Annotated in this window: 21 protein-coding genes; 17 read left to right on the top strand and 4 right to left on the bottom strand. The window is 53.6% G+C overall.

Annotation, left to right across the window (positions count from 1 at the left end):
• Positions 1-232 precede the first annotated feature (232 nt).
• The 5 genes from GX016_02525 (at position 233) to GX016_02505 (ending at position 4,977) form a co-directional block, all read left to right on the top strand.
• Positions 233-1,261 (top strand): TRAP transporter substrate-binding protein, encoded by a 1,029-nt coding sequence (locus GX016_02525; protein HHT70440.1) that lies wholly within the window; start codon positions 233-235, stop codon positions 1,259-1,261.
• Positions 1,262-1,365: 104 nt separating this feature from the next.
• A complete protein-coding gene (locus GX016_02520) occupies positions 1,366-1,875 on the top strand; it encodes a TRAP transporter small permease (protein HHT70439.1) in 510 nt (169 codons plus the stop codon).
• Positions 1,875-3,158 carry a TRAP transporter large permease gene (locus GX016_02515; GenBank protein HHT70438.1) on the top strand — a complete coding sequence of 428 codons (1,284 nt, stop codon included), beginning with the start codon at positions 1,875-1,877 and terminating at the stop codon, positions 3,156-3,158. Before GX016_02520 ends, GX016_02515 begins: the two co-directional genes overlap by 1 nt.
• A 54-nt stretch (positions 3,159-3,212) precedes the next feature.
• The gene (locus GX016_02510) at positions 3,213-4,064 is read left to right on the top strand and encodes a dihydroorotate dehydrogenase electron transfer subunit (protein ID HHT70437.1); all 852 of its coding nucleotides are present in this window, start codon (positions 3,213-3,215) and stop codon (positions 4,062-4,064) included.
• Positions 4,051-4,977 (top strand): dihydroorotate dehydrogenase, encoded by a 927-nt coding sequence (locus tag GX016_02505; protein ID HHT70436.1) that lies wholly within the window; start codon positions 4,051-4,053, stop codon positions 4,975-4,977. Before GX016_02510 ends, GX016_02505 begins: the two co-directional genes overlap by 14 nt.
• Positions 4,978-5,171: 194 nt before the next feature.
• Here GX016_02505 and GX016_02500 read toward each other — a convergent pair whose 3' ends face one another.
• The 3 genes from GX016_02500 to GX016_02490 form a co-directional block, all read right to left on the bottom strand.
• Positions 5,172-6,479, bottom strand: a complete 1,308-nt coding sequence (locus GX016_02500) for a dihydroorotase (GenBank protein HHT70435.1) — start codon at positions 6,477-6,479, stop codon at positions 5,172-5,174.
• The gene (locus tag GX016_02495; protein HHT70434.1) at positions 6,469-7,722 is read right to left on the bottom strand and encodes a Zn-dependent hydrolase; all 1,254 of its coding nucleotides are present in this window, start codon (positions 7,720-7,722) and stop codon (positions 6,469-6,471) included. Before GX016_02495 ends, GX016_02500 begins: the two co-directional genes overlap by 11 nt.
• 142 nt (positions 7,723-7,864) lie before the next feature.
• Complete coding sequence (locus GX016_02490; GenBank protein ID HHT70433.1) at positions 7,865-9,541, bottom strand: hypothetical protein; 1,677 nt, start codon at positions 9,539-9,541, stop codon at positions 7,865-7,867.
• A 241-nt stretch (positions 9,542-9,782) separates the two neighbouring features.
• Between GX016_02490 and GX016_02485 the strand changes: the two genes are divergently transcribed.
• The 12 genes from GX016_02485 (at position 9,783) to GX016_02430 (ending at position 22,030) form a co-directional block, all read left to right on the top strand.
• Positions 9,783-10,589 carry a cyanophycinase gene (locus tag GX016_02485; GenBank protein HHT70432.1) on the top strand — a complete coding sequence of 269 codons (807 nt, stop codon included), beginning with the start codon at positions 9,783-9,785 and terminating at the stop codon, positions 10,587-10,589.
• A gap of 231 nt (positions 10,590-10,820) precedes the next feature.
• Positions 10,821-13,445 (top strand): cyanophycin synthetase, encoded by a 2,625-nt coding sequence (gene cphA / locus GX016_02480; GenBank protein HHT70431.1) that lies wholly within the window; start codon positions 10,821-10,823, stop codon positions 13,443-13,445.
• Between the two features lie 76 nt (positions 13,446-13,521).
• Positions 13,522-14,400 carry a 4-(cytidine 5'-diphospho)-2-C-methyl-D-erythritol kinase gene (locus tag GX016_02475; GenBank protein HHT70430.1) on the top strand — a complete coding sequence of 293 codons (879 nt, stop codon included), beginning with the start codon at positions 13,522-13,524 and terminating at the stop codon, positions 14,398-14,400.
• Positions 14,401-14,410: 10 nt separating this feature from the next.
• Positions 14,411-15,187 carry a GntR family transcriptional regulator gene (locus tag GX016_02470; GenBank protein ID HHT70429.1) on the top strand — a complete coding sequence of 259 codons (777 nt, stop codon included), beginning with the start codon at positions 14,411-14,413 and terminating at the stop codon, positions 15,185-15,187.
• Positions 15,096-15,881 (top strand): NTP transferase domain-containing protein, encoded by a 786-nt coding sequence (locus tag GX016_02465; GenBank protein ID HHT70428.1) that lies wholly within the window; start codon positions 15,096-15,098, stop codon positions 15,879-15,881. The genes GX016_02470 and GX016_02465 overlap by 92 nt, the downstream gene beginning before the upstream one ends.
• An 81-nt stretch (positions 15,882-15,962) precedes the next feature.
• Entirely contained in the window at positions 15,963-16,787 is an 825-nt protein-coding gene (gene purR, locus GX016_02460) for a pur operon repressor (protein HHT70427.1), read from the top strand.
• A gap of 2 nt (positions 16,788-16,789) precedes the next feature.
• The gene (gene ychF, locus GX016_02455; protein HHT70426.1) at positions 16,790-17,887 is read left to right on the top strand and encodes a redox-regulated ATPase YchF; all 1,098 of its coding nucleotides are present in this window, start codon (positions 16,790-16,792) and stop codon (positions 17,885-17,887) included.
• Positions 17,880-18,302, top strand: coding sequence for a RidA family protein (locus GX016_02450; protein ID HHT70425.1), 423 nt, complete (start codon positions 17,880-17,882; stop codon positions 18,300-18,302). Before ychF ends, GX016_02450 begins: the two co-directional genes overlap by 8 nt.
• A gap of 77 nt (positions 18,303-18,379) precedes the next feature.
• Positions 18,380-19,774, top strand: coding sequence for a bifunctional UDP-N-acetylglucosamine diphosphorylase/glucosamine-1-phosphate N-acetyltransferase GlmU (gene glmU, locus GX016_02445; protein HHT70424.1), 1,395 nt, complete (start codon positions 18,380-18,382; stop codon positions 19,772-19,774).
• A gap of 36 nt (positions 19,775-19,810) precedes the next feature.
• The gene (locus tag GX016_02440) at positions 19,811-20,761 is read left to right on the top strand and encodes a ribose-phosphate pyrophosphokinase (protein ID HHT70423.1); all 951 of its coding nucleotides are present in this window, start codon (positions 19,811-19,813) and stop codon (positions 20,759-20,761) included.
• Positions 20,762-20,773: 12 nt separating this feature from the next.
• Positions 20,774-21,424 (top strand): 50S ribosomal protein L25, encoded by a 651-nt coding sequence (locus GX016_02435; protein ID HHT70422.1) that lies wholly within the window; start codon positions 20,774-20,776, stop codon positions 21,422-21,424.
• A gap of 6 nt (positions 21,425-21,430) precedes the next feature.
• Positions 21,431-22,030 carry an aminoacyl-tRNA hydrolase gene (locus tag GX016_02430; GenBank protein HHT70421.1) on the top strand — a complete coding sequence of 200 codons (600 nt, stop codon included), beginning with the start codon at positions 21,431-21,433 and terminating at the stop codon, positions 22,028-22,030.
• Positions 22,031-22,099: 69 nt separating this feature from the next.
• Here the strand turns inward: GX016_02430 and GX016_02425 are convergent.
• A partial coding sequence (locus GX016_02425) for a PLP-dependent aminotransferase family protein (GenBank protein HHT70420.1) occupies positions 22,100-22,896 on the bottom strand: 797 nt, incomplete at its 5' end.

Here is a 22,896-nt window from a genome sequence, read left to right as displayed (position 1 = left end):
TTTTTATAGTTGGCCAAAGCGTGATTTGTAGTGTAGGCCAAATGATAAGCTGTTTAACTAACAGAATAGATATATAAAGACGGTAATGTTAACAGAACATGAATCAGGGAAAGGGGCTGATGTGGCAATTATACTGTAGAGTGTTACATTGCACTGGAGCAGGTATCAGGGACGAGGGTTTAATATTGAGGGCGGTTCTTGGTTTAATTATCACTAAGGGGGGCAACTGGCTTTGAAGAAAAGCGGAATTTGGAGACAGACTTTGATGGTGTTACTTGTTATTGCTGCAGTAACTCTGGCAGGATGCGGTGGTAAGCCGGCAGACACGGACTCTCAGGCTGACGGAAAGCCTATTGATATTATTGTCAGCCACAACCATCCGGAAAACTCTCCTGAACACGAAGGTATGGCAGCGTTCAAGGAGCTGGTAGAGGAAAAGACTGACGGCAGAGTCAATGTAAAAATCTATACCAATTTGCAGCTGGGGAGCATGCGTGAGCAGGCGGAAGCTACCCAAACGGGGACGATCCAAATAACTCAGCAGCCTACAGCAGTTCTCAGTACTTTCGTGACTGCTTATGAACTGGTGGATTTTCCGTTCCTTTGGCCTGATGCCGAGACAGCTTATAAAGTGTTGGACGGTGAAATCGGAGAGCTTATCAGTGCTGAGGCCGAAAAGGAAGGCTTTGTGAACTTGGGTTGGATGGCAGCGGGATTTAAGCAGTTTACTGCTAACACACCTATTCATTCGCCCGAAGACCTAAAAGGCATGCAAGTACGGGTAATGCCGGCGCCGCTACTCAACGCCCAAATGGAGGCCTGGGGAGCCAAGCCTACTCCCATTGAGTTTGGCGAATTATACAATTCACTGCAGCAAGGCGTAGTGGATGGCCAGGAAAATCCTATTAAGACTATTTATCTGAATCGGTTGTTTGAGGTTCAAAGCTATCTCATCAAGAGTAACCACGGTTTTCTCGGTTATGGTATTGTAGCGAATAAGGCTTGGTTTGAAGGTTTGCCCGATGACATTCAAACAACCATTCGCGAATCCATGCAGGAAGCATGTCGGGTTGAACGCGAGGCCCTGGCCCAGACCGAAGAGAGTATGCTGAAGGAAATTGCGGCTTATGGTACAGAAATCATTGAGCTCACTCCAGAAGCGATTGCAGAATTCCGCGAACAAGTGTTGCCGGTGCACGACCAGTTTGCCGGCCGCGTGGGCAAGTCCTTGTTAGATGCTACCTACGCCAAAATTAAGTAAGCTACCAAAGCACAGACTTCTGTAGCAGTCCAGGCGGCTGTATGGCAGCCGCCTGTCTCGACTCTCTGAAAGATACCCGGGGAAAAAGGGGGCGATGATTACCGGTGAGACAATTACTTCGCCTATTGCACAAGTTTATAGACATCTTTTGTGCCTTTGGTTTGCTAATAGTGACGGTAGTGCTGTTTGCTAATGTAGTGCTGCGCTATTTCTTTCGTTCCGGGGTACATTGGTCTGATGAGTTTATCCGTTATGTTATGATTTGGATAGCGTTTATTGGCCTTAGTATCGGCATAAGAAAAGACAAGCTGATGGCAGTGGATCTTGTTCTAAATTACACTGGACCCGTTCAGATGCATATTATCAGATTCATTAATAACAGTCTCGGAGCTGTTTTCGGTGCTCTGCTGTGTTATTATGGAATATTGTCAATTAGTACCATGTCACGGTCTGCACAGGTGAGTCCGGCTCTGGAGATACCCATGTATGTTTTTTATCTGGTTATTCCTTTGTCAGGAGCACTGATGACACTGGAATTTACCCGTGGGGCCATCCGTTCGTTGACTGTTAACCAAACGGTAGAACTAGCGGAGAAGGAAGGGGGAGATATCTAATGGTTCCTTTGCTTTTTGGTAGTCTAGCTTTGATGCTCTTAGGGGCCACCCCTATTTTTCTCGCACTGGGCTTATCTACACTGCTAGTACTGATATTTGCCTCCCCTCTTCAGCCGACAATTATGGTGCAACGCTTGTTTGGCGGCATTGATAAATTTGCTCTGATGTCCATGCCATTTTTTATCCTTGCCGCCAATATCATGGGCGCTGGCGGCATCGCTGACCGTATTCTGAAGTGGGTACAGCTCTTTACCGGCAGAATGCGTGGTGGCGCGGCTCTGACTACTGAGCTGGCCTGCATGTTTTTTGGGGCGCTTTCTGGATCCAGCCCAGCTACGGTGGCTGCTATCGGTGGCCTCATGCATCCGGTCTTAAAGAAGGAGAAGTACGGAGAAGGGTTTTCCATCGGCCTTATTACTGCCAGCGGGTCAGTTGCTCTTATCATACCGCCCAGCCTAACTCTTATTGTCTATGGTGCTGCCACGGGTACCTCAGTGGGCGCTCTTTTTATCGGCGGAATTGGGGCCGGTATTGTGTACGGTTTGGCGTTCCTAGTTTATTGCCATTACTATGCTGTCAAGAATAATCTGCCGCGGGGTGAAAAGGCTGGCTGGCGGGAGATTGTCCAGGTAACGAAGGAAGCTATTTGGGCTTTAGGAGTACCGATCATTATCTTAGGCGGTATCTATGCCGGGGTGTTTACCCCGACTGAGGCGGCAGGGGTTTCCGTTGTCTATGCTATTTTCGTAAGTATGTTTGTCTACAGGGAGTTAACTTGGAAACAATTGCTGGACATCTGCCTTGTTTCAGCCCAGACTATAGCGGAGGTAATGGTGCTGGTGGCATGCGCATCTGCTTTTGGCTGGGTGCTTACTATTGGGGAGATTCCACAAAAATTAGCTGCCAGCATTTTGCAGTTTGGTTCGTCGCCCACGGCATTCCTCTTTATTGTTAATATTATCCTTCTTATAGCCGGTATGTTTATCGACGGAACCGCTGCCATTACTATCCTGGTTCCGCTTTTTTACCCCCTAGCACTCAATATAGGGATTAATCCGGTTCATTTAGGGGTAATCACCATTACTAATCTAGCCATGGGCATGTTTACCCCTCCATTTGGGCTTAACCTATTTGTCGGCAGCCAGGTTTGTGAAGTGTCAGTGGTAGAGGTAATTCAAGGGGTTATGCCTTTCATTGCTATCAGTCTGGTTGCTTTGGCCTTGATAACGTATATACCTGAGATTACGCTGTTTCTGCCGCGATTGGTTTACGGCGGCGTTTAAGAAACCGTAAATAAAAAAGCGGTATGCAAAGCCGGAAACGAAGGAGGATAGAGCATGTTAAGAGAGGGTGCAGATAAGCTACAGTCGGCCTCTATGGTCCACAATGTCCCTCTGGCCTCTGACGTGTACCACTTGACCCTAAGAGCCCCTATTCTGGCGGCCAAGGCAAAACCGGGGCAGTTTGTGATGGTGAAGGTGGCGCCGGGGTTGGAACCTGTGTTACGGCGGCCGTTCAGTCTGCATCGGATGGACCAGGATGCGGGGATAGTAGAGATCATCTACCAGGTTGTGGGCAAAGGGACGGACATTCTAACTGAGAGAAGGTCAGGCGAGGAGCTGGAGGTGCTAGGACCCCTTGGCAACGGATTCAGCTGGCAGGAAGAAAAGCGCATCGGCCTGGTGGGTGGCGGCATGGGAATAGCGCCGCTGCTAGCGGCGGGCGAACAGGCCGTTTCCGAGGGCAAAGAAGTGGTGGTGTTCCTGGGAGCCAGGAGTCGGGATTACTTGCTAGCCCGGGAGAAGTTTGAGCGGCTGGGTCAGGTCTTTGTGGTTACTGATGATGGTAGTGTGGGCGAGAAGGCGCTGGTGAGCAAGCCATTAGACGAATACCTTAAGAATCAGGGGTTAGATCTGATTTTAGCCTGTGGCCCCATACCCATGTTAAAGGCTGTTGCAGCTATATCCGTAGCCCAGGACATACCAGCCCAGCTATCGTTAGAGCAGCGCATGGGTTGTGGGGTCGGGGCCTGCTTAGGCTGTGCCTTCCCGGTTAGAGCCGATACCCCGGAAGGCTATACTTATAAACGGGTCTGCCACGACGGACCGGTTTTCTGGGCCCAGGAAGTGCTGTTTTCGGTACCCCAAGAAGTGACGGAGCAAGGAGGGCGTTCTTGTGGGCAAAGTTGACTTAACGGTGCAGTTGGGTCCCTTGAAGCTTAAAAACCCGGTCCTCACCATGTCCGGCACCTTCGGCTTCGGGCAGGAATACAGCCAGTACTATGATTTGAGTGCGCTGGGCGGAATTATTGTAGAAGCTATGACAGCCGAGCCGAGGCTAGGAAACCCTCCACCTCGCATTGCTGAAACACCGGCTGGAATATTAAATGCTATTGGCCTGCAGAACCCAGGAATAGATGCAGCCATTGCTGAGGAACTACCTCCTCTGCAAGAGTTGCGGCGCCAAGGGACTGTAGTTATTGGCAATGTATCTGGTTACAGCTTTGAAGAATACCGTACTGTTACCAAAAAGCTGTCTGATTCAGGGTTGGTGGATGCTATTGAGCTAAACATATCCTGTCCCAACGTAAAAGGCGGGGGCATGGCCTTTGGTACTCATCCGGATATGGTATACAAGGTGGTGGCCGTTGTTCGGTCTGTCTGTAAGGTCCCACTGATTGTAAAACTGAGCCCTAATGTTACTGATATTACGGAAATTGCCTTTAGCGCGGCTAAGGCTGAAGCCGACATTTTATCGCTGATTAATACCCTGAGTGGTATGGCTATTGATGCCAAGACCCGGCGGCCCATTTTAAGCAATGTTACCGGCGGAATGTCCGGACCGGCGATAAAGCCGGTAGCTTTGAGGATGGTGTACCAGGTTTCTCAGGCCATAGACATACCTATCATTGGCGTCGGTGGTATTGTGACCGGCAAAGATGCCGTTGAGTTTCTCTTGGCCGGGGCCACGGCTGTGGGTATAGGCACGGCTAACCTGATACATCCTCTGGGAGCGTTGAAGGTTGTACAAGGATTGGAGCGGTTTCTAGAGGAGGAAGAGATAGCGTCGGTGTCGGAGCTTATTGGCGGACTAATTGTTTAAGTAAGTCGCCGGCTGAATCAGAAAATGGATTTTACCTCTAGCGGATAGTGTTTTACTCGCACTCTTGGATAATAGACGGCCTTTGGCTAAAATGCCAGAGGCCGCTCTAATAAGATAGGGGGGCAGGCCTATAGGACCTGCCCCCCTGAATTCTGGATTATACGTTCGGGGCGGCACAGCACAGAGACCGCCCCCTATATCATTTCCCCATTACTAAACACTAACCGGCCGCCGACAATGGTAGCTACTACTTTACCGGTGAGCCGGCGCCCGCTAAAGGGGGTGTTTTTGCTCTTGGAGAAGAATCGGTCGGGGTTTACTTCCCACTGGGCGCGGGGGTCAAAGACAGTTATATCGGCGTCGGCTCCGGGAGTTAAGGTTCCTTTCTTTAATCCCAGGATGTTGGCCGGTACACAGGAGAGTTTGGCGATGGCTTGTATAGGTGTGAGGAGGCCGGGTTTAACCAGTTCGGTCCATACCAGGCCCAGAGCAGTCTCCAGACCTACGATGCCACAGGGAGCTTCCAGCAGCCCCACAGCTTTCTCTTCGGCTGTATGGGGGGCATGATCGGTGGCAATAGCATCTAAAGTCCCGTCAGCCAGCCCTTGGCGAACGGCGGCTACGTCGGCCGGCGTCCTAAGGGGAGGGTTCATTTTAGCGTTAGTTCCTATTTCAACCAAGGCCTCGTCGGTCAGAGTAAAGTGATGGGGGCCGGCCTCAGCGGTAACTTTTACCCCTCGTGCCTTGGCGGCTCTAATGATAGCCACAGCTGTGGCTGAGCTAACGTGTTGAATATGGAGGTGTTGTCCGGTCAGCTCGGCTAACAGCACATCTCGGGCCACGTGTATATCTTCGGCTACAGTGGGCATACCTGTAAGTCCCAGGCTCCGGGCGGCAGCTCCTTCGTTGACAATGGTATCGGCCACCAGGGCTAGATCCCCGGCGTGAGCAATAACCGGCAGTCCCAGCCGGCCAGCTTGCTGCAGGGCCTGACGCATGAGCCTTGGATTATCTACCGGGTTCCCGTCGTCGGAGAAGCCAACGACACCGGCTTCCTTGAGCGCGGCAAAATCGGTTAGTTCTTGGCCGGCCAAGCCATAAGTAACGCTGCCTACGGTATACAGGTTTATTACGGCCTGGCGAGCAGCCCGGGCGTAGAATTCTCGTACCGGTTCCGGGGAATCTAGCACCGGTTTAGTATTGGCCATGCACACTACGGTGGTGAAACCGCCGGCGGCGGCGGCACGGCTGCCCGAAGCCAGGTCTTCTTTGTGGGTCAGCCCGGGGTCGCGAAAGTGAACGTGGATATCCACTAAACCAGGTGTAACAATACAGCCGGTGGCCGGGACTACCTCCTCAGCCGGCAACACTGGCAGGTTGGGGCCGATGGCTGCGATCTTGCCGTCCTGGAGCCGAATATCCCACTGTCCCGTCTGGCCTCGCGCTGGATCCATTACTAATCCGCCTTGAATTAACAATCTATTCGCCTCCTCAGTTCCCATGGGCTAGTTTTAATACAGTATGAAGCAAAACTTCGGCCCCCAAAGCAATGTCGTCGATGCTGGCCTCTTCGGCCGGATTGTGGCTGATGCCGTCTTTACAGGGAATAAAGATGAGACCGGTGGGAGTTATTTTAGCCATATTCATGGCGTCATGACCGGCCCCGCTGGGCATGAGCAGGTAAGGTACCGCCAGTTGTTCACACACTGCTTCTGTGATGGCAATAAGGTTACGGTCCAGCTCTACGGGCTGATCAGCAGTGAGCTCCTGGACTCTAGCTTGAACTTTGCGCCGCTGGCAGATGCCCTTCAAATCGCTGCTGATGCCATCTACCACCCGCTCAATGCTGTCGGCATCGATACCGCGGACGTCCAGATCCAAATCCACTCGGCCGGAAATCACATTCATGACCCCGGGCCTAAGAGTAAGTGTTCCCACAGTGGCAACGCTCTGATAGGGGGATTCCGCCCAGCCGTGGCGTTCCACCGCCAATATAAGCTCTGCCGCCGCGGCCAGTGCATCCCGTCTTAGGGCCATGGGTGTAGCTCCAGAGTGGTCGGTCCGGCCTTCAATAGTAATGTGCCGGCGATGCGGGGCGGCAATGGCAGTTACGATGCCAATTCTATTCTCCGTTTCTTCCAGAACGCGTCCTTGTTCGATATGTAGTTCAAGAAAGGCCTTAAACTCTTCTGGGCGGCGGCGGGCCGAGGCGATTCTGTCCAAGCAGGCCCCGGCCTGCCTGGCGGCTGCTTGCAGGGTAACACCGGTGGCGTCTTGTATCCTGAGCCATTGCTGGATATCTCCGCAGCCAGTCATAACTTTGCTTCCTAAAGTGGCAATTCCGAAGCGGCTGGACTCTTCACTTATAAACACAATTACTTCCAGCGGGTGCTGGGTGCGCAGCCCGCGCCTTTGGATAGCGCGAATGACAGCTATGGCCGCTACTACGCCCACAACGCCGTCGAAAGCGCCCCCTTGGGGAACTGAGTCCAGGTGGGACCCGAATGCCACTGCCGGGAGGGAATTATCCCGACCCGGGAAGCGGGCGATAAGATTGCCGATTGCGTCGGTTCGAACCTGGCCGCCTAAGTCAGTTAACCAGCCAGCGACCCGCCGATGAAGTTCCATCTCTTCCGGGCTAAAGGCTAACCGGGTAACCCCACCTTCCGCTAGAGATCCTACGTTTGCTAAGCTTTGTAAATCTTGGGCTAGGGAATGTTTATCAATCATAGCATTACCGGTCAACAGGCTAGCCCCCCTAAACACCACGACCATTGCGTCTTTGGTCGGTCTGGCAATTAGATAGTACTTCGACCTGTGCCCGGCCCATACATTTGTTTAGGTTAATAAACTAAAAGGCTCGGCTTTAGACACGGCAACAAGCACATTAGGGTTTAGAGGTATCGTTAGCGCCAAAAGGACATAAGCTGGCTATTTTCAGCGCTAAATAGATCTGGAACCGTTGATCCGTAGAACCAAGATCGCAATCTAGCAGTTCGGCTGCTCGCTCTAGGCGGTAGCGGACCGTATTGGGATGGACAAACAGAGTTTTGGCGGTGGCATTAATATCTTCGTTGTGAAAAAAATAGGCAGCCAGGGTGTCAATAAGGTTGGTATCTTGCTTCTGGTCGTACGCGGCTAAGGGACCGAGCATTTCATCGCGCAGGGCGATAAGCTCCTCTTGATCCGAATGGGAACAGAGCAGTTGGTAGACTCCCAGCTTGTTATAGCAGAATACCTGTCCGCGCCCGTAGGCTTGGCGCCCCAGGGAAATGGCCTTGCGGGCCTCGACAAAACTCCGACCTACATTCCTGACGCCGCTGTACGGTCGTCCAATGCCGCCGGTAAAGTGTAGCTCTGGGAAGGAACGCCTAAGTTCTAGTAGGATATCTTGGGCCAGTTCTTGGGCCGAGGCGGTGATCTGGTCACTTAACTGCTTCGGTGGCCACGCAGTTAGGATTACTAAGCTATCGCTGCGTAGAGCTACTACAAATGGAACCGGACAATGGGCCTTAAGATATGAACTCAAAGTCCGCTGCAACCGTGATTTCAGAACTTGGACTTCTTCTTCGGCCAGCTGCTCCAGCTCAATATTCTGCCAGAATCGATCCACGTCCAGCACCATGGGAAGGCAAGGCTGATTTAAATTGAGCCCTAAGTACCGAGCTCGTTCTAACATGGCCTCATCGGACTTGAAATCCTGGGCAATGAGTTCTTCAACAAAACTGTTCACATGTTGGCGTTCTAATTCGGCTCTGCTGTGCAGTTTCATGATTTCTGTTGCTATCAGGGCCGTACCGTGATCCAAGACAGCTTGGCTGGTGGGTGGTAAGCCTTGGTTTTGCTGATAGTTTTCTACTGTCAAAAAGGCATAAGCAGACGAACGGCAGATGATGGGAATTACCAGGGATGGAATATTCTGTCCATGACGCTGGCGTGTTAGGCTGATAGGATGACAGGTTTTCTGTAAGTAACGGACAGACTCTTCCGGTAAGGGGGTAAGCGGATCCTTTTTTTCCGGGGCTGAAACAAAAAGGTTCAGTTCCGGGCACTCTAGTACCAAGTCGTATTCAACCAATCGCTGTAAAGTGAGCAGTGCTGCCTCTAACCCTTGGTTGCTAAGTATTACTTCCTGCAGCCAACGAAACGCTACGTCTGCCTTGCGCAGAATCTCGGCGGTATTGTTTAACAATTGTTCCATCAAGGGATTGATAATGTCAATATAGGTAATATGATGCGGAATGTCAATCAGCGGAAAGGCCAGATCTTCGGCCATAGCTTTCATTTCTTCCGGCAGTGTTTGAACGTATCGATTGGTTTTAATAGCCAGAGCCGCACAACCGAGCCGGGCAATGTCCTGGATCAGTTTGATTTGGGCCTGGGGATCATCTTTGATGCAATAGAGACTGGTAATGATAAAGTCGTTCCCTTTTAGCCACTGGATTAGATCCGGAACTTCCATGACCGTGACATGTTTGATCTGACGGTCTAGTCCGGCTGCCCCGCCGGCTATTTTGGCCTGGTTAAGGGGCTCTATCGATAGGGCTTTTCTTACTGTAAGCATATCCTTAATGCCTCCCCTGAATCTAATGCCGACAAGTCTATACAGGCAAGTGCCCAGTCTCTGCGATCCAGGATGCCTGAAGTGTGGGAGCCCGAGTACTTCCCGAGGCTACGCTTTAATTGTATATCAATGCCCTGCAGTTTGGTACTGTATTTTACTGCTGCTAAGACTGGACCGAATGAATAAAGTCAACGGTAATTACCAATGATAGGAGCGAACAGGCAAGGGGCGGGAACAAGGAATGGGGGAGCAAGTAAGAGGAAGACTGCTTATCATCGGCGGAGCTGAGGACAAGACCGGCTCCTGCCTGATTCTGCGGCGTTTTCTGGAGCTGGCTGGGGGTGAACAGACGGCAGTGGCAATACTGACCACGGCCACGGAAAAACCCCGGGAAGTAGCGACAGAATACCGCCGCCTTTTCTTGCAGCTGGGAGCCGGCGAGGTAATACATCTGAATGTAAACCAGCGGGCAGAAGCGGGCAGCCGCCAGACGATGGCTATTCTCGCCGGAGTCAACGGGGTCTTTTTCACCGGTGGCGACCAATTGCGCTTAACCAGTATTTTGGGGGGAACGGCGTTGGAGGGTGAACTCAATGCCGCCGTGAAGCGTGGGGCGGTGTTGGCTGGAACCAGCGCCGGCGCTGCTGCCATGACCGACATTATGATTGTCTCCGGCCAAGAAGAGAGTGCACCTAAACGTTCCAGCGTCAGGCTAGCCCCGGGGCTGGGTTTTCTCAAAGAGGTGGTGGTGGATCAGCATTTTGCCGAGCGCGGGCGGATCGGTCGGCTGCTGGCGGTGGTAGCCCAAAACCCTTATATTTTGGGCTTGGGGTTAGATGAAGACACTGCCCTGGAGTGTGCCCCGGACGGTTTTTTTACTGTTATCGGCTCCGGTGCCTGTACCGTGGTGAACGGGCTGACCATTGACCACAGCAACGTGTCCGACAGCGGTTTGGTAGAACCGTTGGCCTTGACCGGGGTGACATTGCATGTGTTGCCAGCCGGTTATTCGTTTGATCTTAAGACCCGCGAACCAGGGTATCCCTAAGGTAACGGCCCGGTACTGTCCCGGCCCGAGTGACATGCTGAACCGGGCAGACACAAAGCCCCATCCTTCGGATGCAGGCTGCCCCTACCAAAAACTGCACCTACTGGTAGGGAGGGGCTCCGTCCCCTTCCGAACGGTGCAGTGTGTGTAGGAGCAGCCCTCTGCGGCTGCCCGTGTCCCCCGTGGGACATACATATGATAGGCCGATTCTACAGAGGAGGAAAGTCAGCCGTGGAAATTGCAGACATCTCTGTGTACAGTGGCCGCAATATCTACAGCCATTATCCTGTAATCAAGGTGAGGCTGGATTTGGGAGAATACGCCGACCGGACCAGTGCTCAACTGCCGCTGTTTGCCGATCGACTGTTATCTGTGCTGCCTTCTTTGCAGGAGCATCACTGCTCGCGCGGCTGTTCGGGCGGATTGGCCCAGCGGTTGAACGAAGGAACGTATCTGGGCCATGTGGTGGAGCATATAATCCTGGAGCTACAGCATTTAGCTGGTTTCAAGACTTTGTACGGGAAAACACGCTCAACTGAAGATCCGGCTATGTATGAAATCGTGGTTGAGTACCAAGTGGCAGCAGCCGCCACCGAGGCAGCGCATCAAGCGGTGGCAATAGTTAATGCTTTACTGGAAGGAAAGACACCGCCGGAAATTGAAGCGGTTCTCAAACGCTTACAGGACCTGGCCGCGCGCTTCCAACTGGGTCCCACTAGCCGGGCTTTGGTTCAAGCGGCTCTGAGCCGGAACATTCCGGTGCTTCGGCTGGACGACAGCTGTCTTATTCAACTGGGTTACGGCCACAGCCAACGGCGAATCGAGGCCGCTCTAACGTCTCTTACCTCGTGTTTGGCGGTGGATATTGCCGGGGATAAGTCACGGACCAAGAAAATATTGCACCAGGCTGCCATCAAGGTCCCGGCAGGACGGCTGGTAGTGGCAGAGGAAGAAGCTGTGACCGCTTTTCGAGAGCTGGAAGGCCCGGTGGTGCTAAAACCCGAATCCGGTAATCAGGGCAAAGGGGTGTCGCTGAACTTAAATACAGTGGCCGAGGTTCGTGCCGCTTATACGCTGGCCCGCAACTTCGGACAGCGGGTTCTGATCGAAAAACATATTGCCGGGCGCCACTTGCGCGCTTTGGTTGTAAACGGCAAAGCAGTGGCAGTGGCCGAACGCCTTCCGGCCCATGTGGTGGGTGACGGTAAGCACAACTTGCGCCAGCTGATTGAAGTGACCAATAATGATCCCAGCCGCGGCGAAGGCCACGAGAAAGTGTTGACCAAGATTAAGGTGGACCCGGTGGTTATTATGGCTCTGGCCCGATCCGGCTTAACTTTTGACTATGTTCCCACAGCAGGGGAAACAGTGTTTCTGCGCCAGAACGCTAATTTGTCTACTGGCGGTACCGCCTGTGATGTTACCGCAGCGGTAAGTGCGGACATCAAACTGGTGGCTGAGCGAGCTGCCCGGGCAGTTGGGCTGGATGTGGCCGGGGTGGATTTGGTGGTACCAGATTTAGCCGCTACGGTAGCGGAAGTGACAGCAATTGAGGTTAACGCCGCTCCCGGATTGCGAATGCATATTGCTCCCAGTGCCGGAAGCTCCCAGCCAGTGGCAGAAGCTATTGTGGACTATCTTTTCCCTCCCGGGAGCAACAGTCGAATTCCGGTGGTGTCGGTTACCGGAACCAATGGCAAGACCACCACTGTTCGCTTGCTGGCTCACATACTGGCCGGGAGCGGATCCAGGGTGGGATTTGCCTGTACGGACGGGGTCTATATCCATGGCCACTGCGTTTGGAGCGGTGACAACGCCGGTTATCGCGGTGCCCGGTTGTTGCTGGAGGATTCCACTGTGGAGGCGGTAGTGCTGGAGACAGCCCGGGGCGGACTGATTCGTGACGGACTGGCTTATGACTGGGCCGATGTGGGTGTTATCACCAATATCAGCGAAGATCACCTGGGCCAGTACGGGATCGATACGCTGGAGGATCTGGCCCAGGTCAAAGCTCTGGTTGTTGAGGCGGTCCCCAGCAGCGGTTATGCGGTGCTGAATGCTGACGATTCTCGGGCCGAGCCCATGGCTAAACGGGCTCACTGCCAGGTTATTTATTTCAGTGCGGCAACGGACAATCTGTTAGTGCAGCAACATCTGCAGGGCGGGGGACGAGCCGTGTTTGTTCACAACGGGGTAATTGTGGCTCAGGAAGGCTCCAGCTGGCGCCGAGTGGAAAAGGTGGGGCGAATTCCGATTACCCTGGGCGGTCGAGCTAAGCATAATTTAGCTAATGCTTTGGCGGCTGTAGCCGCAGCCTGGGGGCTAGCAGTTCCCTGGGGGTTGATTCGCCGCGGTCTACACACGTTCTACTCCGATCTTAACAATAATCCGGGCCGAGCAAACCTGTTCTCGCTTGGAAATACCAAGGTACTCATCGATTATGGGCACAACGCAGCCAGTTATTGCAGCACGCTGGAGCTAGCGCAGGCACTGGGAGCTAGGCGCCTGCTGGGGGTAATCGGTGTACCGGGGGATCGTCCCGATCACTTGATACAGCGCGTAGGGCGGACAGCCGCCGGTTTTGACCACATTTACATTAAGGAGGACGAAGACAAAAGAGGCCGAGCCGTGGGGGAGGTGGCAGAACTGCTGCTGGAAGGTGTACGTTCGGCCGGTGTTTCCACGGAAAGAATCCGAGTGGTGTTGCGCGAAGATGAGGCCTTGGAAGCGGCTCTGGCTGACAGCCAAGCTGGAGACCTGGTGGTGGTGTTTTATGAGCAATTAGAGCGGGTGCTGGCCGTTATTCGCACTGCCCACCAATCCTGTTCCGGCTTCCAGCAAAAAGTCAGCGGCTAAAAAGAGGAGTTTGTCAGGGAAAAGCCAATATCTATGGTAAAATATAGTGAAAGATAGTTTTTGGGAGGGGAGTGGATTGCTGTACTTTCCCGCTTGGGCCAAACTGAACCTGGGGCTGAAAGTGGGTGCCCAGCGCCCGGATGGCTATCACGAGATCAAAAGTGTGATGCAGGCGGTTTCTTTAGCCGACCGGGTGGAGCTGGAAGCAAAGGACAACGGGATCAGCCTGGAAGTGGTGGGGGCCGAGCTTCCTACCGATGGCCGCAACCTAGCTGTTCGAGCTGCTCAGTTAGTCCGAGACCGATTTCAAGTGGCAAAAGGCGTTCACATAAAGCTGACCAAGAATATTCCTCTGGCGGCCGGGTTGGCCGGTGGTAGTGCCGATGCGGCGGCGGTGTTGTACGGCCTCAATCGGTACTGGCAGCTTAACCTTGGTCTTAAGGACCTGGTACCATTGGCGGCTGACCTTGGCAGTGATGTGCCCTTTGCCTTGTTAGGAGGAACCGGTCTCGCAGAGGGGCGCGGGGAAGTTGTCTCAACTTTGGTACCGCTGCCACGCTGCTATTTTGTCTTGGCTTGTCCGCCGGTTGCTGTTTCTACCGCCTGGGCCTATAATGAATTGGACCGCACTTTACTTGATCACCACCACAAAGTAGATATAGATGCTTTGCTGGCCGGGCTCGAGCGGAGAGACCTGGGCCAAATGGCCGCTCTTTTAGCCAACAGTTTTGAACCGGTGGTGATGGCCCATTTTCCCCTAATAAGAGACATAAAAGAGACCCTGCTGGCAGCGGGGGCTCTAGCGGCACTGATGTCCGGTAGCGGACCCACGGTATATGGACTGTTTGCCGGGTGGGAAGAGGCCAACGCTGCTGTTTCCGTTTTGGACACTGCGGCTACTACTTATGTAGTTGAACCGGTGTCTGTAGGTGCCGGGCGACTGATTGAGGAGTGAACGATAACGCATGAGAAAGCTGTTAAATGTTAATTTTGATCTGGACTCGTTTGTCCCCTTGCGCGAAGGAGTCTACCAGGCTTTGCGAGCGGCGATAGTGGAAGGCGATCTGTCCCCGGGTCAACATCTGGCGGAACAGCAGCTAGCTGAAGAATTGGGAGTTAGTCGGACCCCGGTACGGGAAGCCTTGCGGAGGTTGGCCCTGGAAGGTTTCGTGGTGATGGTGCCCCGCCGGGGAGCCTACGTGGGCGGGTTGTCCCTAAAAGACATGAACGATGTTTTTGAGCTGCGCATGGCACTGGAGGGCCTGGCCGCTTATTTGGCCGCTCAGAGGATCACTCCCCAAGAGATAGCCACACTTAAAGGGTTGTTAGATCAACTTGAGGCAGCGATAGCTTCGGGTATTAGGGAAGATGTGATTGATGCCGATACCCGTTTTCATGCTCTGATTTATTCGGCCAGCCGCAACCGTCGTCTGATTAACATCGTGGGTAATTTATCAGACCAGATTCAGGGTTTTCGGCTGCAGTCGCTGTTTGCTCCGGGCCGTCTCAAGGATACGGTGCGGGAACATAAACAGTTGGTAATGGCTTTGGAGCGTCGCGACAGTGCGGAAGCGCGCAAGCTGGCGGTGAGACATATCCGCGAAGCCGAAGTAAGCTTACTTAAAGGTCGGGAGAAGACAACCGGTTCAGGTGAAAGGGGTAATACAAGTGGTGAAAGCATTGATTCTGGCGGGAGCGCCGAATACCAAGAAACTGACGGCGGTGAGTCCGGAATCATATGAAGCTTTGATCCCAATAGCGGGCCGTCCCATGGTGGATTTTGTGGTAGCTGCGCTGGAGGACAGTTCTTCTGTAGAGCAGATAGTTATTGTGGGGCCGGAGGAACTGGGCTACCTTAAACGGGGAAAAGTGTCCACGCTGATCCCAAGCGGCACCACCTTGATAGAGAACTTCCGCCGGGGGCTGGAGAAGTTTGAGCCGAATGAATTAGTGCTGGTGGCAACAGCGGACATTCCGCTGCTGACCACAGCAGCAGTTGAAGATTTTTTGACCCAGGCCAGGACAGAGGCCGCAGATTTTTACTATTCCATTATTGAAAAGAAGGTAGGCGAAGCCAAATACCCCGATTCCAAACGAACCTATGTACGGCTTAAGGACGGAACATTCACCGGCGGCAATTTATTGCTCCTTTATCCGCACATTTTGGAGCGGGGTTGGGACTGGGCGGAAGAGATGTATCGGTTACGCAAAGAGCCGATCAAGATGTGTCGCTTGTTGGGCTGGGGATTCTTTGTTCAGCTTCTGCTGGGACGGCTTACCATCGACAGCTTAGAAAATAGGTTCAAGCAGATATTGGGAGCCACCGGCAAAGCTGTTATTTCGCCCTATCCCGAGATTGGGATCGACGTGGATAAACCGGATGACTACCAGTTGGCGCTCAAGTATATCGGCGATAGCAATCCCATCGCTATGTGAGCCCTCAGAGTTTGAGATCGGTGGCAGGGAACCGGGGTCGATAAAGAGAATATAACCGTAGTTAGAAATGGGGGGATTAGCTTGGACAGGCGGAGCCGAGGAGAGCGACTGGTGGTCGTGACCCGCTATTTAGTTGAACATCCATACCAGCTGATCCCCTTGAGTTGGTTTGCTGACAAACTGGGGGTGGCGAAATCAAGTTTAAGCGAGGATGTAGGCCTGATTAAGCGGACGTTGGGCGAGACAGGGGATGGTTTTATCGAGACTGTATCCGGGGCGGCCGGCGGGGTTCGCTATGTGCCTGACCTTAGCGGTCAGGGGGCCCGTGAGCTGGTACTGGAATTGGCCGCCACCTTGGCGGAAGAAAAACGCTATCTACCGGGCGGTTTCTTGTATTTGACCGACTTGTTGTTTACCCCTGCTCTCATGGAGCGGGTAGGCCGGGTATTTGCTGCCCGTTTCCGCTCCCTAGAGCCCGAGTGGGTCGTGACCATGGAAACTAAAGGTATCCCGGTAGCTTTATCCACAGCGCGGGCCCTGGGCGTGCCGGCGGTGATCATACGGCGGGAAAGCAGGGTAACAGAGGGGCCGGCGGTAAGCATTAATTATCTGTCCGGTTCCACTCGTCGCATCCAAACCATGTCGTTGCCGCGGCGAGCCCTGTCTCCAGGTGCTCGGGTGGTATTGGTGGATGACTTCATGCGTGCCGGTGGTACGGCCCGGGGTATGATGGATCTCATGGCCGAATTTGGAGCTACCGTGCTGGCCACAGGGGTGTTGGTGGCCCTAAAAGAGCCCCAGACAAAGTTGGTCCCGGATTTCTTTTCTCTATTGGTACTGGAAGAAACCCCAGAGAAAGGACATGAGCTTGTGGTGAGGCCGGCTGCCTGGCTGGAAGGGGGATAAGAATGCGGGTAGGGATTGTGGGCCTTCCCAACGTCGGCAAGTCAACGTTGTTTAATGCCCTGACCCAGGCTTCGGTCCCAGCCGAGAATTATCCGTTTTGCACCATCGAGCCTAACGTAGGCCGCACGGCAGTGCCGGATCGGCGCCTCCAGCAGTTGGCTGAGTTGATCCAACCGGAAAAAGTGGTCCCAGCGACAGTGGATTTCGTCGATATCGCCGGTTTAGTCAAAGGTGCCAGCCAGGGAGAGGGTTTAGGGAACCAGTTTCTGGGCCAGATCCGTGATGTAGATGCCATTGTGGAAGTGGTTCGTTGTTTTCAGGCCACTGACGTGGCCCACGTGAGCGGCGTCTTGGATCCGCAAGCTGACATTGAGACTATTGAACTGGAACTTATTCTAGCCGATCTGGAGGTGGTTAATCGTCGCCTGGCTAAGCTGGAACGCCAACTAAAAAGCGGTGAGCGCCGCTATATAAAAGCCCATGATTATCTTAACAACCTCCGCAGCTATCTTGAGTCCGGTCAGGCTGCCAGGCAGGCACCGGCTGTACCGGCCGAGCTTCAGGCTGAACTAGGCGATCTGAATCTGCTCACGGCAAAACCGCTGCTTTTGGTAGCCAATGTGAGCGAAGAAGGGCTCACCGGTGAGAGCGCCCACTGCTGGGAAATGGTGGACCAGGCGGCAAGGGAGCGTGGGGCTGGCGCTTTATGGTTAGCCGCTCGGCTGGAAGAAGAGCTATGGGAGCTGGAACCAGATGAACGAGCTATGTTCCTGGCCGAATTAGACTTACCGGAGCCAGGCCTCAACCGGTTGATAGCCGAAAGCTACAAACTATTAGATCTGGTCACTTTCTTTACCACCACCGGCGGGCATGAAGTAAGGGCTTGGCCGATCAGGCGCGGTACCAGTGCGCTGAAAGCGGCGGGCAAGATCCACACTGATATGGAACGGGGTTTTATCCGAGCCGAAGTGGTTGCTCAGAAAGATCTGACCAGAGCCGGTTCCTGTGCCGCTGCCCAAAAAGACGGTCTCGTGCGGCTAGAAGGGCGCGATTACCAGGTACAAGACGGTGACGTGATCCATTTTAGGTTCAATGTTTAGTGATTACGAAAGGGAGGAATATCTGTTGAAACAAGAAGTGTCTACCAATGCTGCGCCGGCAGCCATCGGACCTTATTCGCAGGCTATCCGAGTAGGAGACTTTGTCTACACGGCAGGCCAGATCGCGGCTGATCCGGCCACTGGGAAGCTGGTGGAAGGGGATATCAAGGCCCAAACCCGGCAAGCGTTGACCAATGTCAAAGCGATTCTGGAGGCAGCAGGAACATCGCTGGCCAATGTGGTCAAGACCACCGTGTTCTTGCGAGACATGGCTGACTTTGGCGCTATGAATGAAGTGTACGCAGAGTTTTTCACCGAGCCCTTTCCCGCTCGCTCGGCTATTGGGGTGGCGGCCCTGCCCAGGGACGCGCAAGTAGAGATAGAGACTGTAGCTGTTCTTCCGCAGACAAATTAATTGGGTCTCTTTTGGGTACCGGAGGGGGGCCTAAGGGCCCTTCTTCTACATTCTGCTTTCTGCAAGAGGTGACTGGTATGAGTGAGCTTACGGCCATAATCTTGGCCGCCGGCAAAGGTACGCGGATGAAATCTTCCCGGCCCAAAGTTCTGCACGAACTGTGCGGGCGCCCGCTGATTTCCTATGTGGTGGATGCTGCTCGGGCCGCTGGGGCCGAAGATGTGGTGCTGGTTATTAATCCTGATATGAAAGCTGTTCATGAGCTGTTTCAGGATACGGTAAAGTATGCTTATCAAGAAGAACAACTGGGCACCGGCCATGCAGTACAGGTGGCCATGGATGCTGTGGATGAGAGGACAGGCGAGATTCTGGTCCTTTGCGGCGATACGCCTCTCTTGTCCAGAGAATTGCTCCAAGACCTGGTAGCTATCCACCGCTTAAACCAGGCGGCCGCCACCGTACTTACGGCCGAACTACCCGATGCCAGCGGGTATGGACGCATTGTCCGTTCTGCCGCCGGTAGCATCGAGCGCATAGTAGAAGAAAGGGATGCAACTTCGGCCGAAAAAGCCATCCGGGAGATTAACACCGGCAGCTACTGTTTTGCCGCCTCGACCCTATTCTCATCCTTGGAGAAGGTGGGTTGCGACAATGTCCAAGGCGAGTATTACCTGACCGATGTTTTGCCTTTGCTGCAGGCCGACGGTGGTTTGGTGCAGGCCTATCTGGCTCCTGAGCCGGCTTTGACCGAAGGTATCAACAACCGGGTCCAATTGGCCGTGGCTGAAGCTTGGCTGCGGACTCAGATCAGAAAAGAGCAGATGTTGGCCGGAGTCACTATTATAGATCCGGCGTCGACGTTTATTGATGCCACAGTCACTATCGGCCCGGACACAGTGATCTACCCGTTTACCGTACTGGAAGGGCAGACCACCATTGGCGGCGGCTGCACTATTGGACCGTCGGTTCAGATAAAGGACAGCACCGTTAAAGACGGCGCCTGTGTGCGCTACGCTGTAGTAAGCGCAGCAGAGATAGGAGTCGGGGCTGATGTGGGACCCTTTACTCACCTGCGCCCTGGTACGGTGCTGGCAGAAAACAGCAAGGCGGGTACTTTTGTGGAGATTAAGAAGTCCCATGTAGGGCCGGAGAGCAAGGTGCCGCATCTGTCTTACGTAGGCGATGCTGTGTTGGGCCGACGGGCTAATATTGGCGCCGGGACTATCACCTGTAACTACGACGGTGAAAGGAAGCATATTACCACCATTGAGGATGACGTCTTTATCGGCAGCAATACCAACTTAGTGGCCCCGGTGAGAATTGGCCGCGGGGCTTATACGGGAGCGGGCTCCACCATTACAAAGGACGTTCCGCCCGGAGCATTGGCCTTGGAGCGCGCGGAGCAAAAGAACATTGACGGTTGGGTGGAAAGAAGAAGACAAAAAGCTCTCTTGCGAAAAGAAGAAGAGTAATCTAGAATAGGTGGGGGATGGGACAAGGAGGGGTAATTGTTGAAGCCTGATCAGAAGCGGCTGAAGGTTTTTACCGGGAATGCCAATCCCGAGTTGGCCCGGGAGATTGCTGCTTATATTGGGGTGCCGTTGGGAGAAGCTAAGGTAAGTCGTTTTTCCAATGGCGAGATCCAGGTGGTAATCGATGAAAGTGTCCGTGGGGCTGATATATTTGTGGTTCAGCCTACCTGTCAGCCGGTGAACGAGAACTTGATGGAGCTACTAATCCTTATGGATGCGTTTAGGCGAGCATCGGCACGGCGCATAACGGCGGTAATCCCGCATTACGGCTACGCGCGGCAGGACCGCAAAGCCAGAGGCAGGGAGCCGGTCTCAGCCAAATTAGTGGCCAATTTACTGGCTACGGCCGGGGCGGGGCGAGTCCTGACCATGGATCTTCACGCGGCCCAGATTCAAGGCTTCTTTGACATACCGGTGGATCACCTTATGGCTGGACCGCTGATCGCCGATTATTTCCGGCAGAAAGGTCTAACCGACCTGACGGTGGTGTCGCCTGATATCGGCGGGGTTGGGCGGGCGCGAGATTTGGCCGAAAGATTGCATGCGCCGATAGCCATTGTGGATAAACGACGGCCGGCTCCCAACGTGGCCGAAGTGATGAACGTGATCGGTAAAGTAAAGGGACGAACGGTGATTATGATGGACGATATCATCGATACCGCCGGAACCATAGCCTTAAGCAGCCAAGCACTGCTGGACTACGGTGTAAAAGACGTGTATGTTTGCTGCACCCATGGGGTTTTATCCGGGCCGGCTATCGCTAGATTAAAAGATGCACCCATTAAAGAGGTGGTAATTACTAATACAATTCCCCTTCCGCCGGAAAAGAAAATAGATAAAACTAAGGTGTTATCAGTGGCGCCGATTTTCGGTGAAGCCATTATCCGTATCTATGAAGATCTGTCAGTAAGTGAATTGTTTGAGTAAGGAGAGAGATGTATGGCTGAAGTAGTGGCTAAGATTCGTGACAAAACCGGTACCGGCCCCAGTCGAGCTTATCGTCAGGCCAATTTAGTACCGGCTGTATTGTACGGTGAAGGGGTAGAGGCACCGGTTCATCTATTGGTGGATAAGTTGGAACTGGAAAGGCTGCTGGGGGCCCACGGCCTGGGCAGCATTGTTACAGTGAAGGTACCCGATCAAGCGGACTATCCGGCCATGGTGAAAGATGTTCAATACCATCCCGTGCGGGGCCAGGTGATTCATGCCGATTTTCAGGGCATATCCCTGACCAAAACCCTCCGGACAGTGGTGCCCATTGTGTTGCACGGTACGCCCCATGGAGTGGACGAAGGAGGTACTGTTCAGCACCAGTTAAGGGAGCTGGAGGTGGAGTGTCTGCCTCAGGACTTACCGGACCACATTGTGGCCGAAGTAAGCGATCTCGGCCTCACAGAATCCCTTTTTGTCCGGGACCTGGCTGTGCCGGAGAAGGTGGAGATTCTCACCGATAGGGACGAAGTTATAGTTACCGTCTTGGCGCCGCGGCCTGAAGAGGAAGAGGAAGAAGTGGAGGAAGAAGCGGTGGACGAGGGCGTGGCTGTGCCCGAAGCCGAGGCTGAAAAGGCAGCCGACAAGGATGAGGAGTAGGTCGGCATGAAACTAGTGGTGGGGCTTGGCAATCCTGGCCGGGAATACGAAGAGACCAGGCACAACGCCGGCTTCTTGGTGCTGGACTATCTGGCCCGGGAAGAGGGCCTCACCTTTACTCGCTCCAAATTTCAGGCGCTACTGGCTCGAGGCTCGATCGCCGGTACAGATGTGCTGTTGGTGAAGCCATTGACTTACATGAATCTCAGTGGACTGGCAGTGGCCGGTCTTCTGCGTTGGTACAAACTAGATTCACGGCACGACTTGCTGGTGGTGTCCGATGATTTAGATTTGCCGCTGGGACGCTTGCGAGTTCGCATGCGCGGGAGCCATGGGGGCCAGCGCGGGTTACTGTCTATCATCAACGAACTGGGATCGGCAGAATTTACCCGATTAAGGCTGGGAATCGGGCGCCCAGGCGAGAGCGAGGACGCCAAGGAGCATGTCCTTTCTACTTTTGACCCGCAAGAAGAACCCATGCTGGACGAAGTTATTTTGGCGGCAGCTGACGCTGTGCGCACCTGGCTGAGCCAGGGTCCCATTGAGACCATGAACCGCTTCAACGGTTTTGATGCCCGACCGGAAACCGAATTGACCGACCGATAACAGCAAACAAAACCGGCCGGGCCTAGAGCCAGCCGGTTCTATTTTTGGAAGGGGCCGTCCCGCAGGAACTTAAACAAAGGGCATATAATCAGGCCGTGGCAATTCGCCTAGCAGTCGCCGAACAGCGGTACTTAGCAGGGTAACGCCACGTTCAATTTCCTCCGGTGAACAGGAAGCATACGTAAGGCGAAAGTAAGGAGAAGGCCCACCGGCAGCTGTAAAGGCAGAGCCGGGGGCGATGACTACTCCTTCCTGTAGTGCTTCCCGGTAAAGATCGAAAGCATTATGTCCAGCGGGTAGTCGGAGCCAGAAGTTTAGCCCGCCGGGCGGAGGGTTAAAGTCTATTGCCGATGGCAGTTGTTGCCGCAACGCAGTGCTTAGGGCTCGGTGGCGTTTTTTATACAGACGACGTACTTTGGCCAATTGCTGTTCCCAGACACCTTCACGCATTAGGAGCTCAAAGACACGTTGAAAAAGACCGGAGGTAAAGATGTCGGATGCGTGCTTAGCTGTGAGAACTTCCTGGGCCATAGCCGGTGGTACTGCCAAGAAGGCCAGTCTCAAACCGGGAAGAAGCACTTTGGAGAAGCTTTTCAGATATATAACCGGTACTTCAGGTGGAGCCAGAGCGGCCAACGGGGTAAGATCCACTTCATTGAAACTAAGCTCCCGCAAATAATCATCTTCCAAAACGGTTAGGCGAAAACGGGCTGCCAATTGCAGGAGCCCTTTTTTTGCGTCCTTATTATAGACAATACCAGTTGGATTTTGAAAGGCAGGCATAAGGTAGAAAAAACGAGGCCGGACAGTAGTTAGAATCTGCTCCAGGGCATCGAGATCAGGCCCATTTTGGTTCAAGGGCACGC

This window comes from Bacillota bacterium (assembly GCA_012837285.1).
In the GTDB taxonomy this organism is placed as follows: domain Bacteria; phylum Bacillota; class DTU030; order DUMP01; family DUMP01; genus DUNI01.
The sequence above is the reverse complement of the archived record's forward strand: the minus strand, read 5'-3'. Positions and strand labels throughout refer to the sequence as shown.